This is a genomic window from Thiorhodovibrio winogradskyi (assembly GCF_036208045.1).
GTDB lineage: Bacteria > Pseudomonadota > Gammaproteobacteria > Chromatiales > Chromatiaceae > Thiorhodovibrio > Thiorhodovibrio winogradskyi.
Genome location: NZ_CP121472.1, coordinates 3,324,543 through 3,338,292 on the forward strand (window position 1 = coordinate 3,324,543; position 13,750 = coordinate 3,338,292).

19 protein-coding genes and 2 tRNA genes are annotated in these 13,750 nt (G+C 61.7%); 7 read left to right on the plus strand and 14 right to left on the minus strand.

The annotated features are described in order from the left end of the window. The first annotated feature begins 2 nt into the window (after positions 1–2). Positions 3–362, plus strand: coding sequence for a DUF6399 domain-containing protein (locus Thiowin_RS14955; RefSeq protein ID WP_328983799.1), 360 nt, complete (start codon positions 3–5; stop codon positions 360–362). Here Thiowin_RS14955 and Thiowin_RS14960 read toward each other — a convergent pair. From Thiowin_RS14960 to Thiowin_RS14975, 4 genes are all read right to left on the minus strand, one after another. Continuing rightward, positions 337–765, minus strand: a complete 429-nt coding sequence (locus Thiowin_RS14960) for a PIN domain-containing protein (RefSeq protein ID WP_328983800.1) — start codon at positions 763–765, stop codon at positions 337–339. The genes Thiowin_RS14955 and Thiowin_RS14960 overlap by 26 nt on opposite strands. Positions 766–770: 5 nt before the next feature. Next, positions 771–1,052, minus strand: coding sequence for a hypothetical protein (locus tag Thiowin_RS14965; RefSeq protein WP_328983801.1), 282 nt, complete (start codon positions 1,050–1,052; stop codon positions 771–773). A gap of 81 nt (positions 1,053–1,133) precedes the next feature. Next, entirely contained in the window at positions 1,134–1,358 is a 225-nt protein-coding gene (locus tag Thiowin_RS14970) for a hypothetical protein (protein WP_328983802.1), read from the minus strand. Continuing rightward, a complete protein-coding gene (locus Thiowin_RS14975; protein ID WP_328983803.1) occupies positions 1,355–1,543 on the minus strand; it encodes a hypothetical protein in 189 nt (62 codons plus the stop codon). Before Thiowin_RS14975 ends, Thiowin_RS14970 begins: the two co-directional genes overlap by 4 nt. Positions 1,544–1,654: 111 nt before the next feature. Between Thiowin_RS14975 and Thiowin_RS14980 the strand changes: the two genes are divergently transcribed. Next, on the plus strand, positions 1,655–1,810 hold the full coding sequence (locus tag Thiowin_RS14980; RefSeq protein ID WP_328983804.1) for a hypothetical protein: 156 nt from the start codon (positions 1,655–1,657) through the stop codon (positions 1,808–1,810). Between the two features lie 148 nt (positions 1,811–1,958). Next, positions 1,959–2,333: a toprim domain-containing protein gene (locus tag Thiowin_RS14985; RefSeq protein ID WP_408034222.1), complete on the plus strand. Its 375-nt coding sequence runs from the start codon at positions 1,959–1,961 to the stop codon at positions 2,331–2,333. 738 nt (positions 2,334–3,071) lie between these two features. Here the strand turns inward: Thiowin_RS14985 and Thiowin_RS14990 are convergent. The 10 genes from Thiowin_RS14990 to bioA all read right to left on the minus strand — a co-directional run bounded on the left by Thiowin_RS14990 (position 3,072) and on the right by bioA (position 10,423). Continuing rightward, positions 3,072–3,156 (minus strand) — tRNA-Leu (locus Thiowin_RS14990). Between the two features lie 98 nt (positions 3,157–3,254). Then, a tRNA-Cys gene (locus Thiowin_RS14995) sits at positions 3,255–3,328 on the minus strand. Between the two features lie 90 nt (positions 3,329–3,418). Next, positions 3,419–4,306 (minus strand): tol-pal system protein YbgF, encoded by an 888-nt coding sequence (gene ybgF / locus Thiowin_RS15000; protein WP_328983806.1) that lies wholly within the window; start codon positions 4,304–4,306, stop codon positions 3,419–3,421. Between the two features lie 23 nt (positions 4,307–4,329). Continuing rightward, entirely contained in the window at positions 4,330–4,845 is a 516-nt protein-coding gene (gene pal / locus Thiowin_RS15005) for a peptidoglycan-associated lipoprotein Pal (protein WP_328983807.1), read from the minus strand. A gap of 45 nt (positions 4,846–4,890) precedes the next feature. Next, positions 4,891–6,177 carry a Tol-Pal system beta propeller repeat protein TolB gene (gene tolB / locus Thiowin_RS15010; protein ID WP_328983808.1) on the minus strand — a complete coding sequence of 429 codons (1,287 nt, stop codon included), beginning with the start codon at positions 6,175–6,177 and terminating at the stop codon, positions 4,891–4,893. Positions 6,178–6,189: 12 nt separating this feature from the next. Further along, positions 6,190–7,194: a cell envelope integrity protein TolA gene (tolA, locus tag Thiowin_RS15015; protein ID WP_328983809.1), complete on the minus strand. Its 1,005-nt coding sequence runs from the start codon at positions 7,192–7,194 to the stop codon at positions 6,190–6,192. A 10-nt stretch (positions 7,195–7,204) separates the two neighbouring features. Continuing rightward, positions 7,205–7,645, minus strand: coding sequence for a protein TolR (tolR, locus tag Thiowin_RS15020; protein ID WP_328983810.1), 441 nt, complete (start codon positions 7,643–7,645; stop codon positions 7,205–7,207). Between the two features lie 114 nt (positions 7,646–7,759). Next, positions 7,760–8,434 (minus strand): protein TolQ, encoded by a 675-nt coding sequence (gene tolQ / locus Thiowin_RS15025; RefSeq protein WP_328983811.1) that lies wholly within the window; start codon positions 8,432–8,434, stop codon positions 7,760–7,762. After that, positions 8,424–8,906, minus strand: a complete 483-nt coding sequence (gene ybgC / locus Thiowin_RS15030; RefSeq protein ID WP_328988088.1) for a tol-pal system-associated acyl-CoA thioesterase — start codon at positions 8,904–8,906, stop codon at positions 8,424–8,426. Before ybgC ends, tolQ begins: the two co-directional genes overlap by 11 nt. A 215-nt stretch (positions 8,907–9,121) precedes the next feature. After that, a complete protein-coding gene (gene bioA, locus Thiowin_RS15035) occupies positions 9,122–10,423 on the minus strand; it encodes an adenosylmethionine--8-amino-7-oxononanoate transaminase (protein ID WP_328983812.1) in 1,302 nt (433 codons plus the stop codon). Positions 10,424–10,768: 345 nt separating this feature from the next. Here bioA and Thiowin_RS15040 point away from each other — a divergent pair, with 345 nt between their 5' ends. From Thiowin_RS15040 to smpB, 4 genes are all read left to right on the plus strand, one after another. Then, entirely contained in the window at positions 10,769–11,134 is a 366-nt protein-coding gene (locus tag Thiowin_RS15040) for a DUF2782 domain-containing protein (RefSeq protein WP_328983813.1), read from the plus strand. 50 nt (positions 11,135–11,184) lie between these two features. Then, positions 11,185–11,787 (plus strand): TRAP transporter small permease subunit, encoded by a 603-nt coding sequence (locus tag Thiowin_RS15045; RefSeq protein WP_328983814.1) that lies wholly within the window; start codon positions 11,185–11,187, stop codon positions 11,785–11,787. Further along, complete coding sequence (locus tag Thiowin_RS15050) at positions 11,780–13,165, plus strand: TRAP transporter large permease (RefSeq protein WP_328983815.1); 1,386 nt, start codon at positions 11,780–11,782, stop codon at positions 13,163–13,165. Before Thiowin_RS15045 ends, Thiowin_RS15050 begins: the two co-directional genes overlap by 8 nt. Before the next feature lie 82 nt (positions 13,166–13,247). Beyond that, positions 13,248–13,730 (plus strand): SsrA-binding protein SmpB, encoded by a 483-nt coding sequence (smpB, locus tag Thiowin_RS15055; RefSeq protein ID WP_328983816.1) that lies wholly within the window; start codon positions 13,248–13,250, stop codon positions 13,728–13,730. The last annotated feature ends 20 nt before the right edge of the window (positions 13,731–13,750 follow it).

Below are 13,750 nucleotides of genomic sequence, written 5' to 3' on the forward strand. Positions count from 1 at the left end.
CAATGGGAAGCGATCAGCAAGTCGCGACCCTGGTGTTTTTCTTCACCGCACTCCAGCAGCGGGTAGAGGCCTTGAATCTTCCCGCTGAGTTCGAACAGCTGATGCACGAGCAGCTCATCCCGGCGCGTTACCTCGAGCGGGTGGCCGCCCGGCAAACCCGTGCCGAGGAGCGCCATCGGCTCGAGGCTGTCAGTGAACGCTTGCTCGCTCCCCTGCGCGCACCCGATCACCCCTTTCAGCAGCTCGATGCGGCAACCCAGGCCACCCTCGAGCAGGTTGCCGGTGACCCGCCGCCGGCGCGAAGACGATGCGCGAGCCGGTTGACGAAGGTCGTACTCAATCGTCCAGGCTATAGCGGTTGATCAATTCGGACAGGGGAACGGGCGGCAACGGGTTACGCTGCGAGTCGGCCCATCGCTGTTCGGCGAGCCGCAGATCGTCCATGTCATCGAGCCATTCGAGAACGGCATTGGTCGCCATGTCGGCAGGCGTCACACCATTCTCGGTGGACAAGCGCTGGAGGCGTGCGATGGCTTCATCCGGCAGTTCGATGGCGACGGCGCTCATGGATTGCACGCGGGATAAGAGGTAATCTTGGATGAGTGCGCGGCGTCGGCCTGGTTCCAGGATCGACATCCCATAAAGCAGCTCTTGCCAGGTGACGCTTGCCAGAGCCAGTGTTGACGCATGAACCTCAAGTTTCCCCAAAACGCCAGGATTTGGCGTTTTTGCCAAGGATTCGGAGAGGACATTGGTGTCGAGCAAATAACTCAGTCGGGCCATTGAAAGGGCTCCCGAATAGAACGATCACGCCACCCGTAGATCTCCTCGGGCGCCCAGTCAATCGGCTCGAAATCGGGCGCGGCGCGCATGTTCAGGACGGCGTGCCAAAAGTTCGCCGGTTCGACGGACGTTTCGACGGCGCTCGCTTGAGGAGAGCAATCTGTGAGCGGACGCACAATGACCTCCACGCGTTGATGCTCCCATTCCGGCGGCAGATCGATGCAGAGTTGTCTGGGGGCGTCGTTAATCTGGCTTTGCAGGATGGTCAAGTTTGCTTTTGCCCCATGTGTGGAATCACAACACCGCATTGAACGCTGGCACGGTGGGCGATGTTGCAGGCTGGATCCTATTCAAGGCGCATGTTCCGATTTTCCCAAGTTGCCTCCCCTTGCCTTTTCGAGCAGTTCGAGCCCCCGTGCGTTCCTGCCTTGACCGCGCTGGGCACGGGTGCGGAAGTCCGCCTCGGCGGCGCGCTCATCAGGGCCGATCTTGGCCTCGATGCTCGCCTGGCAACCAAGCGCCGCGAGTTCGGCCGGCAGGATTTGTTCCATGTCGGCTTCTGCGGGAGAGGTCATCGGTCGCATCCTGTGTTGGTATTGCCGTCTTCATCATCCACCATCCCAACGCTGACGAACTGCGCATCGGCTAGGTGCCAGCGTTGCCCATGGCGCTCTAAGTCGCCGCGCACCAACACCGGCCACTGCTGATCATGGGCCTGAACGGCCAGGCTGTAACTGGTTTCGTCGAAGGTTGTTTGCACCGATTGAATCCTACCATCGACAACGGCCTTCAGCGTGACCCGACCTTGCGCCTCGTTCTGATCTCGCTAGAGTTGATCGATGGTTCCGAATAACTCCATGTCGGATCGCGCATGCTGGGCGCGAAAGTTCCGCCCCGCCTCGCCCAGAATCTCGGCCATGCTGGGTTGAAAACGCACGCGCTGCTGAAGTTGCGCACCTGGTCGAGTACTCGCCCAGGTCACGCCGATTTCCAGATGAACGGCATGTTCAATGAGCTTCCTGATTAGTGAGCTTCCTCAGCACCCCGAAGCCACAGCTCTGATCGCGCTCCGATTGTGGCCGCAGCCCCCCCACCCGGCAAAGTGCGCGCGGATACGCCACACTGAAGCAGTGAAATCACTGCAACAGGAGTGGCCCGCCCGGTTGCCCCCGGGAATGCCCGTCTGGGCAACTGGCAGCGCATCATTGCTTGCTTGTTGGGAACCGCCAGCCGGCGTCGAGCATGTCACCATCTGGGCAGATCGGGACCACTCTGGCACAGGAGAACGGGCAGCGCGGCGATTGGCCAAGCGACTTCAGGATCTTGGCTACCTGTACCTGCCAAAATCGCGCTGCCAAGTAGCCGGCATCGATTTATTCCAAGAGGGAAAGACAGCCTCGACTGGTGCGATGTGCTGCAGGCGGAAGCATCAAGACGCAGTTGATCCAACAGCATGGGCGTCCTCGCGACGCCCCTCCAAGCCATGGATGGTCCATTCCAAGCGCTTATTCGTCACTCCCAGAGCCTGGTGTGTCAGCTCATCAATCTGAGTCGTGATGCGCTCAAAGGTTGTCCGGTTCATATAGAACGGACGTTGTCCCACAGGCTGGATCACACCACGCTGCCAACCTAGACGCTCGCGGAGCTTCCCCGCCCGCCGCAACGTCCGATCATACCGGCTCTCGGACTGGCAACGATAAGCCACGGGCTTGAAAACCCGACAACCAAAGAACCTGTCATGCCCATAAATCAACGCCGCGGAGCGCTGGAAGTTGGGACACCGCAACGAAGGGTAGCGCCCGCCAAGCGTCCCTTGACGCCAGATAATCTCGACAGATTCAGAGTACCCCCGTCCCCAGGTAACCAACAGCTGATCGCCTCGGACAAAGATTTCGCACTCGCGTTGCAGATGCAGCCAAGACAAGCGAAGCGAACTTCCGCTGAACAGAAGCCCCTCCCGGTGAAGCAGGCGGACATCCAACTGCGGAAGATAAAGCTCTTGCGGCCAAATGCGCGGAGGAGCCATCACAATCCCCTATACGAAAATAGTTCGCATTTTCGCAATAGTATAGCGGATTGACCCAGCTACTGGGACAGCCGCAGTCCCGTTCCCCCTGTCTAGTACCCCTCGCAACCGCCGACCGCACAGTAGGTTCAGCGGCTGCAAAAACCCCCAGTATCCCGAATAAGACCGCACAGGAACCCCGCCAGAAGTTCCCCCAGGGTTCCCCATAATTTTCGGTTCCCCGAAAGAAACAGCCGTTTCTAGATTTTCCCTTGTAAATCAATGGTGCCCGGGGCGGGACTCGAACCCGCACAGCAAAAGCCGAGGGATTTTAAGTCCCTTGCGTCTACCAATTCCGCCACCCGGGCAGATAAGGCTAAGGAGGGGAAAGAGCGAGGATGGAATTGATTGAGACAAAGCCCCGGAGATGGCTTGGATCGGCGCATTAGCCGACGGGGTTTGTTGTTGGAGGCTGAGCCCGGAATCGAACCGAGGTACACGGCTTTGCAGGCCGCTGCATAACCACTCTGCCACTCAGCCCTAATCAGGCATTGTACTAGACTGCGGGAGGCTTGTCATCGTTGAGTTTCAGTCACACAAGCGCCGGTTGAAATCGGTTGGAGCCATGCCTCAGCGGTTATCGATGGTCTTATTGATGTCCGCCAGTCGCTGGGCGGCCAGGCGCCCCTCGGCGGTATTGGGAAAGCGACGCATCACGGCCTGCAGCATGGCGCGGGCTTGGTCGAGGTTTCCTAGGTCGGAGTCGAGATAGCCGAGCTTGAGCATGGCGCCTGGCACCTTGGGACTGGATGGGTATTCTTGCATGAGTTGCTCGAAGGCGGCGCGAGCTTCGGGATAATCCTTGGACTGGTAGCTAATCTCGCCGAGCCAGTAGCGGCTGTTGTCGGCAAAATCGCCACGCGGATAGGTTTGCAGCAGGTTCTCGAAGGCTACCCGGGCAGCCTCGTAGTCGCGCGCTTTCAGGTGTTCAAAAGCGTCGCGATAGGCATCGCGCTCACCGCCGCCCTGGGTTTCCGGCGCGGGCAGGGCCGGCAACAGGGTATCCTCGGGCGTGAGCTCAAGATGGGTTCCAGAACTGGGGCGAGCATCAAGACCTTGCCAATTCGGGTTTGGCTCGGTATTCGGGCCGGGAACACCCAGCCAGGGCGGCGGATTTGTAACGCCGTCGGGTGACAGATGTTGGACAGGCGGATCCGGGCTCATGCCCTCGGCCATGCCGGTATTTTGGGCATCCCCTCCAGGAGAATCAGGAGACCGTCCTTGCCCCTGGCGCCGCAGTTGGAATTGCTGCTTCTCGACAATTCCGCGCAGATCCTGCACTTCCTGCTGGAGTTGCTGGATTTGCAGCAGCACGTCGGATAGGCGCTGCTCGCTGAGCATGCGCTCAAGCTTGGCGATGCGGGCCTCGAGCATGGGGTCGGCGCTGGCCGCGTCTGACACCAAGGGGCCAAGAACGAACAGGCCGGCGGCGAGCAGACCGATGTGATATCGAGTCAAAGGATCCACCTTGATCAATAGATTCAGTAAACCAGCTCGACACGACGCGACAGCGAGTAGGCGCGCTCGCTGCTGCCGATCTCGGCCGGACGTTCCTCGCCATAGCTCAGGGTACGGATCTTCCGCGGCGACACACCCTCGGTCACGAGGAAGCTACGCACAGCGTCGGCGCGACGTTCGCCTAGCGCAAGGTTGTATTCGCGGGTGCCGCGTTCATCGGTATGACCTTCGAGCACCAGGGCCGCATCGCTGGTGCGAGCCAGGTAGTCGGCATGCGCGCGCAGCAGGTCGGCATATTTGGGATCGATGGCCGTGGCATCGTAACCAAAGTAGATGACACGTTGATACAGAGGGCTGGACGGATCATCCAACGGCGAGCCGCGGCGATCATCGATACCCGAGGTTCTGGCGCCACGCCCCATGGCATCAAGCTCGGCGCCAGTCAAGCCATCGTCGGGTTGGGTCGGCGTCGATGGACAGCCAGTGAGCAGGGGGATCAGGGTCAAGCTGGCCAGCAGACCGATCAGCGGATTTTTCACGCGATTCTCCGGATTAGAGGATGTTTCAGGGTCAAACACGATCCATCAGCGCAGAAAAGGCGACCAGGCGGGCTCGCGCACCTCGCCGGCATCCTGGGTCAGGCGTTGGCCCGAGCCACCGGCGATGGGCGTGACGGCCAGAACCCCGCGGCCATTGTTTTGCGAGGCATAAATTACCATGCTGCCATTGGGCGCGAAACTGGGCGATTCATCCAGGGGCCCGCTGCTCAGCAGGCGGCGACCGCCGGCGAGTTGGTCGAAGGCGATGCGAAAGCGCCCGCCGGTGCGCGTGACCAGAGCTAGCGCGCGGCCGTTGGGGGCGACCTGGGCGGCGGCGTTGTAGTCGCCCTCGAAGCTCATCCGCTCAGCCGCGCCACCGCTGGCCGGGACACGGTAAATCTGCGGCTGGCCACCACGGTCGCTGGTGAAGAAGAGAGTGCCGCCGTCGGGTGACCAGGCCGGTTCGGTGTCGATGGCGTAGTGGTCGGTCAGACGCGTGAGTTGGCGGCTGCCGAGGTTCATCACATAGACATCTGGGTTGCCGTCTTTCGACAAGGTCATGGCCATGCGGGCGCCATCGGGGGAGAACGCCGGGGAGCCATTAAGGCCTGGAAAACTGGCGATTTTATCGCGCCTGCCGGTGGCCAGTTCCTGGACATAGATCGAGGACTGGCGATTCTCGAAGGACACATAGGCGAGCTTGCGCCCGTCCGGCGACCAGGCCGGGGACATGATGGGATCGGGTGAGTCGACAATGGTTTGAGGGTTGTAGCCATCGGCATCGGCCACCCGCAGGCTGACGCGCTCGTCCGAGGTGCCGCGCCCGGTGGAGGTGACATAGGCGATGCGGGTGGAGAAGACGCCGGGGTCGCCGGTGAGTTTCTCATAGATGGCGTCGGCGATACGGTGTGCGCTCAGGCGCAGGCTTTTTTCGCTGCCGCGCAGGCTGCTGCCGAGCAATTTTTTACCGCCATAGACATCGAACAGGCTGTAGTCGATGCGGTAACCGCCGCCCTCGGCCGGACTGATCTCGCCGATGACCAGGTTATTGGTCGCCAGCAACTCCCATTCGCGAAAATCGACTTCCTCGGCGCGGTGGGGGGTCTTGAGCATTTCCCGCGTCGGCATGGGCTTGAAGCGGCCAGTGCGGGCAAGATCGGCGGCGATGACGCTGGCGATATCGACACCGGGCTGGGCGCCCCCGACCAGGCCGAAGGGCACCACGGCGATGGGTTGGGCGCCCTCGACACCGCCGGTGATTTCAATCGTCAGGCGGGCCTGGATTGGGAGGCTGAGCAGGCACAGCAGCAGAAGGGAGAACAGACGCGGCATGATCGCGAATTCCTAAGGTTTGAAGCGAAAATCGAAGTCCTTGAAGACCTTGAAGTCATCACCATCGGGTACTGGCAGCGGCGAGGCATCCATGATGGCGCGCACCACCGAGGTATCGAAAGCCGGGTAACCGCTGCTCTCAATCACTTTGACACTGCCAGGCACCACCTCGCCACCCGGATTGAGCTGCAGGCGCACGAGCGTCGAGACCTGGACCTGAAGACCTTGCGGCCGAATCCAAAATTGTGCCACTCGGCCGCTGATTCTGGGTACCCATTCGCTGGCGAGTTGCTGCACCCGCGCGGCCGCGGCGGCCTCGCGACGGGCAGCTTCATCGGACTCGCGTTGGGCCTGTTCCTCGGCTTCGCGTCTGGCCTGTTCTTCCGCCTCGCGCTGGGCCTGTTCCTCGGCTTCGCGTCTGGCCCGGGCTTCCGCCTCGCGCTGGGCCTGTTTCTCGGCTTCGCGTCTAGCACGTGCTTCCGCCTCGCGCTGGGCCTGTTTCTCGGCCTGGCGTCGCGCGTCTTCCTCAGCTTGGCGGCGCGCGTCCAGCTCGGCCTGGCGTTGCGCCTCGCGCTCGGCTTGCAGACGGGCCTCGCGTTCGGCTTCGCGCCGGGCTTGCAACTCGGCCTGGCGTTGGGCTTCGCGTTCGGCCTCCCGTTCAGCCTGGCGCCGCGCTTGCTGTTCTGCCTGCCGCTGGCGTTCGGCCTCGGCCTCGGCGGCCACGCGCTGGGCTTTTTCCTCGGCCAGCCGTTGCGCGGCGGCCTGGCGCTCAGCCTCTTGGCGCTGACGCTCGGCTTCCTGCTCCGCGCGAAAGGCGGCCGGATCGCGCAATTCGGCGACGCGCTCCCGCAGCTCGGGCGACAGAATCAGGCTGGACTCGATGAGTGTCTCCTCCGAGCCCAGTTGCTGATCGCCAAGCGTCCAGTCGATACTGCCGAAGAGCAGAATCGCCAGCACCAGATGCAGGAGCAGCGCCCACAGAAGGGCGCGCGGATTGCGTTCCAGAATGTGCCACATGGCGGCCTGTCTAGGGTGTCTCCTCAAGCGGCGGCTGAGTGACCAAGCCCACGCTGGGCGCCCCGGCAGCCTGGGCGGCGACCATGGCATCGACAATGCGCCCGTAGGAGACAGACTCATCCGCGCGCAGCATGACTTGCACGTCAGCCGCGCCCGCAAGCGCCGATTCCAGCCGTTCGAACAGCTGCCGCTGGTCCACCGGCTCGGGGCTGGCATCGCCAAGATCCAGGTAGATATCGCCAAATTGATCGATATGGATGACCACGGGCGGCCGCTCCTCGGACGGCTGGGGTTTGGCCTGTGCCTGGGGCAAGTCGAGTTTGACACCCTGATTGATCAGAGGTGCCGTGACCATGAAAATGACCAAAAGCACCATCATCACGTCGATGTAAGGCACCACGTTGATCTCGGCCATGGGCCGGCGGCGGTTGCGGCGGTCTTTGCGCTTCATCGGAGTCTCGGTCCCGGGTCAACCAATCGGATGTTCACTGCCAGTCATCGCTGATGGTGATCGCTGATGGTGATCGCTGATAGTCATCGCTGATGGCGATCCTGAAGATGACGACTATTGATGGCCCTGGCGCTGCAGCAGGGTGGAGAATTCTTCCATGAACTCTTCATAGCGGTTGTGCATGCGCTCGACCTGATCGACATAGCGGTTGAAGGCGACCACCGCCGGAATGGCGGCAAAAAGCCCGACGGCGGTGGAAATCAGCGCCTCGGAGATACCCGGCGCGACCACCGCCAGGGTCGCCTGCTGCAGATTCCCAAGGGCATAGAAGGCGTTCATGGTGCCCCACACGGTGCCAAACAGGCCGATATAGGGGCCGATGGAGCCGATGGTGGCAAGGGCTGAGAGATTGGCATCGAGCCGGTCCATCTCGCGACTTAGGGCGACGCGCATCGAGCGCTCGGCGCCGGCGATGACCGCCATGGTGTCGTCGGGTTCAATCTTGCGCAGCCGCACATATTCCTTGAAGCCAGCACGGAAAATGGATGCCAGCCCCGAGCCGCTGGCCTCGTTCTGGCCAAGATCGCGGTACAGGGCGCTCAGATCACCTCCCGACCAAAAGCGATGCTCAAAGATTTCCGCCGCCTGGCGGGCTTGTTTCAGCACCCGCGAGCGATCAAAGATGATCACCCAGGACAGCACCGAGGCCAGCACCAAGACCAGCAGGATGAGTTTCACCGTCAAACCGGCATTGACGAACAAAGTCAAGAGCGAAAGCTCAGAGCCCATGGGAGGTCTCTCCAGAATGATCGCCAGCATGGCGGGCGGAAGGATGAGCGGACAGCCGGGCCAGCAAGGACGGCGGAATGCGCTTGGGTCGCTGACGCGCGGCGCTGATCGAGGCGATGTTGAAGGTCGCGCTACAGCAGAGTTGACCGTCGCCCTGGCGGCGGATGTCCTGGGTGAAATCGATACTGGCGCCACCATGCCCGGCAATGGCCGCGCTCACCAGCAGGGCATCGTTGAAACGCGCCGGCCGCTGAAAACGGATCTCGGCACGACGCGCGACGAACAGCAGGTCTTCTTGCTCGCGCAGTTGGTCCTGTTCATAGCCGATAGCGCGCAGCCATTCGGTGCGCGCGCGTTCGAAAAATCGCAAATAGTTGGCGTGATAGACCAAGCCACCGGCGTCGGTATCTTCGTAATAAACGCGCACTGGCCAGATGAAGGGCTCAGCATGACCGATTGGCCGATCACCCATTGGCCGGTCGTCCGTCGCAAGAGCAATGTCCTGGTGCACGCCTTGATTGAGAGCGGTCCGCATCAGAATTTGGCATCAAAATTTGGCATCAGAGGTTGGCGTTAGAGATTGGCATGAGAGAGTTCGACTGCGCGAAAAAGCAAAATTCAAGCGGGTTATCATAGCGGAAAGCACCCGTCGGCACAGCATGGCGGGTGGCTGATCCGTGATAGACATCATGCGGCAAGCACCGCATGCATAGCGGCGCAGAGGCAGTCGAGTTCCGCATCTTGGATCACAAAAGGCGGCATCAAATAGACCAAGCGTCCGAAAGGCCGCACCCAAACGCCTTGGTCGACAAAGCGGCGCTGGATGGCGCGCATGGCGACCGGCTCGCGCATCTCCACCACACCGATGGCGCCTAGCACCCGCACCTCGGCCACGCCTGGCAGGTCGCGACAGGGCGTGAGGCCGGTGCGCAGCCGGGACTCAATCCGCCCGATATTGGCCTGCCAACCACCCTCCCCTTTACTCTCCCGGCCATCCTCAAGCAGCAGGTCGATACTAGCATTGGCAATGGCACAGGCAAGCGGGTTCCCCATGAAGGTTGGGCCATGCATGAAAACACCTGGGTCGCCGGCGGAAATGGTCTCGGCGACGGCCTCCGTGGTCAGAGTGGCGGCGGAGGTGAGATAACCACCGGTCAGCGCCTTGCCTAAGGTCATGATGTCCGGGCTGATGCCAGCATGCTCGCAGGCAAACAGCCGCCCGGTGCGCCCAAAGCCGGTGGCGATTTCATCGGCGATGAGCAACACCCGATGCTGATCGCAGAGGGCACGCACCCGGGTCAGATACTCAGCTGCGTAGAATCGCATGCCGCCTGCGCCCTGGACAATGGGTTCCAGAATGACGGCGGCCAGCTCATGGGCATGGGTTTCGAGCAGCTGGGCAAACTCGGCGATATCCGCATCCGTGCAGGGCTGGCCAAAAGCCGGGGCAGGCGCTGGCGCGAACAGCTGTCGCGGCAGCGAGCCGCTGAACAAGCGGTGCATGCCAGTGACCGGATCGCACACCGACATGGCGTGATAGGTATCGCCATGATAGCCGCGACGCAGCGCCAGAAAGCGGGTTTTGCCCGTCTCACCACGCGCCTGCCAGTATTGCATGGCCATTTTGAGCGCGATTTCGACCGCGACCGAGCCGGAATCGCACAGAAACACCCGCTCAAGCGGCGCCGGTGTCAGGCGCACCAGCCGCTCGACCAACCCCATGGCCGGCGCATGGGTCAGGCCACCGAACATCACATGGGCCATGTCCTCGAGCTGCGCCTTGGCCGCCGCGTTCAGGCGCGGATGGTTGTAGCCATGAATCACGCACCACCAGGAGGCCATGCCGTCGATCAGCCGGCGACCATCGGTTAGTTCCAGCTCGCAGCCCTGGGCGCGACGCACTGGATAGACAGGGTCCGGATTTTGGGTGGCGCTGTAGGGATGCCAGGCGTGACGGGCATCGAGTTCGAGCAGTTGGTCCTCTTGCATCCTGGTTTTTTCCTGTCGCACTGTGGGGCAATGACGGGGGGTCAATGACGGGGGGTCAATGACGGAATGGATCTGGATCAAGCGGGTTCTGGAGCAAGCCGGTCTGGCGCGCGCGGCAGATTCAGGCGGCAAGGCGGGCGATATCCGTACTAAACTATGCGCCCAACGCTGGATCAGGTATGCGACTGCCCGCGCGCTGCAAAACCCGCATGCCGTTACTTTATGGCTGGAGTGCAACTGATGAAAACCCTGTCGATCAACCCTGCCGCGGGCGCGATATCGATCTCAACCTGGCCCGCTAATCCCTTGCGCACATTGGTCAAGGCGCCAATGGTGGCAGCTGTGATGACACCTGTGCAGGCATTGGCAAGAGCCCTGATGATGGCCTTGGCACTGCTCGGATTCGCCACCAACGCGCCGGCTCAGGCGCCAATGGACAATCCGATTTATCTGCCGACACCGGACCTTCCGGCCGCGCCCGGCACCTATCCAGGAGATGGCATTGAGCCCGAAGTGACCATTACCGAGACCGAGTCGGAAGTCATCACCGAGTATCGTATCAGGGGCAAGCTCTACATGGTCAAAATCGACCCTCTTGCCGGCCCGCCTTACTATTTGTTCGACACCGATGGCGACGGCCAGCTTGACTCGGAGGAAAACCGCAACGGGCCGAATCTATCCGTTCCGCAGTGGTTGCTCTTTAGCTGGTAGCCCCATCCCCACCCTGCCATCGAGATCCGGCACCGACCATTGCACCAACCATGACCGACTCTCCCCCTTCCCAAACCCAGTCTGCGTTCTTGCTGCGGTTTGCGCGCGGGCTTGAGGCAGTGAACCTCTGGCTCGGCCAGGGCGTCGCCTGGCTGGCGCTGTTCATGGTGCTGGTGACCTTTCTGGTGGTGGTGCTGCGCTATGCCTTCGACCTTGGCTGGATCGCCATGCAAGAGTCGGTCACCTACATGCACGCGACCCTCTTCATGCTGGCCTCGGCCTATACCTTGGGGCGCGGCGGCCATGTACGAGTGGATATTTTCTACGCCCAGCGGTTCTCCCCGCGCCAACGCGCCTGGGTGGATTTGCTCGGTACCTTGATGCTACTCATCCCGGTGTGTGTGTTGATTCTGCTTGCCAGCTTCGATTATGTTGCTGAGTCTTGGAAACTCCGCGAAGGCTCGCGCGAGGCCGGTGGCCTGCCCGGGGTCTGGCTGCTGAAAAGCCTGATGTTGCTGATGCCGGCGCTCATGCTGATTCAAGCCGCTGCCTGGGTGCTGCGCAATGGACTTTTTCTGGTCGGTTGCGAGCAAGCGCTGCCCACCATGACGCAAACAGCCGCTCAAAGCGGATCGGGACAGGCGCATGGCTGAGTGGATGCCGCTGGTTCTGTTCGTGACCGTCGGCCTGGTGCTACTGCTTGGCTATCCAGTGGCGCTATCACTGGGTGGCACCGCCTTGCTGATGGCGCTGATCGGCGAGTGGTTCGGGCTGTTCGATCATGCCTTCCTGGAAGCCTTGCCGAATCGTCTCTATGGCATCATGACCAACGAGACGCTCATTGCCGTGCCGCTGTTCGTCTTCATGGGTGTAATGCTGGAGCGCTCGCGGGTGGCGGAGAAGCTGCTCGACACCATGGCCATGCTGTTCGGTCCATTGCGCGGCGGCCTGGGCATCTCTGTGACCCTGGTCGGCATGCTGCTCGCGGCCAGCACTGGCATTGTCGGCGCGACCGTGGTGACCATGGGGCTCTTATCGCTGCCGACCATGCTCAAGCGGAATTATTCGCCCAGCCTGGCCGCTGGCACCATTTGCGCATCCGGCACTCTGGGCCAGATTATTCCGCCCTCCATTGTGCTGGTTCTCTTGGGCGACGTGCTCTCGAGTGCCTATCAGCAGGCGCAGCTCGACATGGGTATCTGGTCGCCCAAGACGGTCTCTGTGGGTGATCTCTTTATCGGCGCACTCATCCCTGGGCTGCTGCTGGTGGCCGCTTACATCGCCTATCTCATTGCAATCGCCATCATCCGGCCAAACTGGGTACCGGCCATTCCTGCCGCCGAGCGCCTGCATGGCGGCTCCGGGCTGTGGTTACAGGTCGTGCAGGTCCTGCTGCCACCGCTGCTGCTGATCGTCGCCGTGCTGGGGTCTATTCTTTACGGCCTGGCCACCCCGACCGAGGCCGCCGGTGTCGGTGCCGTTGGCGCCATGCTGCTCGCCGCCTTCCAGCGCCAGCTCAACCCAGGCACGCTGCGCGAGGTGGTGCGGCAGACCGCCATGGTGACCAGCATGGTGTTTCTAATCTTCATCGGCGCGGCCATTTTCTCCCTGGTGTTTCGCGGTTTTCATGGCGACGATCTGGTCACGGGTTTTCTCACTGGCCTGCCCGGCGGAACTGTCAGCGCGGTGGCGCTGGTGATGCTGGTGATGTTTCTGCTGGGCTTCATTCTGGACTTTATCGAGATCACCTTTGTGGTGGTACCCATCGTCGGCCCGGTGCTGTTAACCATGGGCCTCGACCCTGTATGGCTGGGAGTGATGATCGCGATCAACCTGCAGACCTCTTTCCTCACCCCACCCTTCGGCTTTTCGCTCTTTTACCTGCGCGGGGTGGCGCCGCCACAGCTCGACACAGTGCAGATTTACCAGGGCGTGGCGCCCTTTATCGCCATCCAGTTGCTGATGCTGGGTGCACTCGCCTTGTTCCCTGAACTCGCCACTTGGTTACCGCATGCTGTTTATCAGGACTGAGGCAAACTCCTGGCAAGCAGCAACGTCGGTTCCAGGCTAGAGCCAACCAAAACTTCCCGCCAAAGGGGTGTAAACTTGGCCAATGGCAAAAGCAAGCAAAAAGAAAGCGTCCGGCGGCAACACCATTGCGCTCAACAAAAAAGCCGGGCATGACTACCACATCGAGCAACGCATTGAGGCGGGCCTGTGCCTGCTTGGCTGGGAGGTCAAGAGCCTGCGGGCCGGGCGCGCGCAGCTCAAGGAGAGCTACGTCAAGATCCTGCATGCCGAGGCCTTTTTAATCGGCGCCCATGTCTCGCCGCTAACTTCGGCCTCGACCCATGTCACCACCGATCCGACGCGCTCACGCAAGCTGCTGCTTAAGCGCGCGGAACTCGACCGGCTGATTGGCCAAACCGAGCGCGCCGGTTACACCCTGGTGCCGACCGCCATGTACTGGAAACGCGGGCGCGCCAAACTCGAAATCGGCCTAGCCAAGGGCAAGAAACTGCACGACAAGCGCGCGACCGAGAAAGACCGCGACTGGCAGCGTGAGAAGGCACGTCTGGTGCGCGCACATGACTGACGCGCAAGAAACCTCGGCAA

What these genes read in the sequence shown, in the direction of transcription:
- Thiowin_RS14985 (WP_408034222.1), top strand. Translation starts at nt 1,959, where the DNA reads ATGCCCGTCTGGGCAACTGGCAGCGCATCATTGCTTGCTTGTTGGGAA.
- ybgC (WP_328988088.1), bottom strand. Translation starts at nt 8,906, where the DNA reads ATGGGTGATCGGCCAATCGGTCATGCTGAGCCCTTCATCTGGCCAGTG.
- Thiowin_RS14970 (WP_328983802.1), bottom strand. Translation starts at nt 1,358, where the DNA reads ATGACCTCTCCCGCAGAAGCCGACATGGAACAAATCCTGCCGGCCGAA.
- tolQ (WP_328983811.1), bottom strand. Translation starts at nt 8,434, where the DNA reads ATGGGCTCTGAGCTTTCGCTCTTGACTTTGTTCGTCAATGCCGGTTTG.
- tolR (WP_328983810.1), bottom strand. Translation starts at nt 7,645, where the DNA reads ATGAAGCGCAAAGACCGCCGCAACCGCCGCCGGCCCATGGCCGAGATC.
- tolB (WP_328983808.1), bottom strand. Translation starts at nt 6,177, where the DNA reads ATGCCGCGTCTGTTCTCCCTTCTGCTGCTGTGCCTGCTCAGCCTCCCA.
- Thiowin_RS15045 (WP_328983814.1), top strand. Translation starts at nt 11,185, where the DNA reads ATGACCGACTCTCCCCCTTCCCAAACCCAGTCTGCGTTCTTGCTGCGG.
- Thiowin_RS15050 (WP_328983815.1), top strand. Translation starts at nt 11,780, where the DNA reads ATGGCTGAGTGGATGCCGCTGGTTCTGTTCGTGACCGTCGGCCTGGTG.
- Thiowin_RS15040 (WP_328983813.1), top strand. Translation starts at nt 10,769, where the DNA reads ATGACACCTGTGCAGGCATTGGCAAGAGCCCTGATGATGGCCTTGGCA.
- Thiowin_RS14955 (WP_328983799.1), top strand. Translation starts at nt 3, where the DNA reads ATGGGAAGCGATCAGCAAGTCGCGACCCTGGTGTTTTTCTTCACCGCA.
- Thiowin_RS14980 (WP_328983804.1), top strand. Translation starts at nt 1,655, where the DNA reads ATGCTGGGCGCGAAAGTTCCGCCCCGCCTCGCCCAGAATCTCGGCCAT.
- bioA (WP_328983812.1), bottom strand. Translation starts at nt 10,423, where the DNA reads ATGCAAGAGGACCAACTGCTCGAACTCGATGCCCGTCACGCCTGGCAT.
- smpB (WP_328983816.1), top strand. Translation starts at nt 13,248, where the DNA reads ATGGCAAAAGCAAGCAAAAAGAAAGCGTCCGGCGGCAACACCATTGCG.
- tolA (WP_328983809.1), bottom strand. Translation starts at nt 7,194, where the DNA reads ATGTGGCACATTCTGGAACGCAATCCGCGCGCCCTTCTGTGGGCGCTG.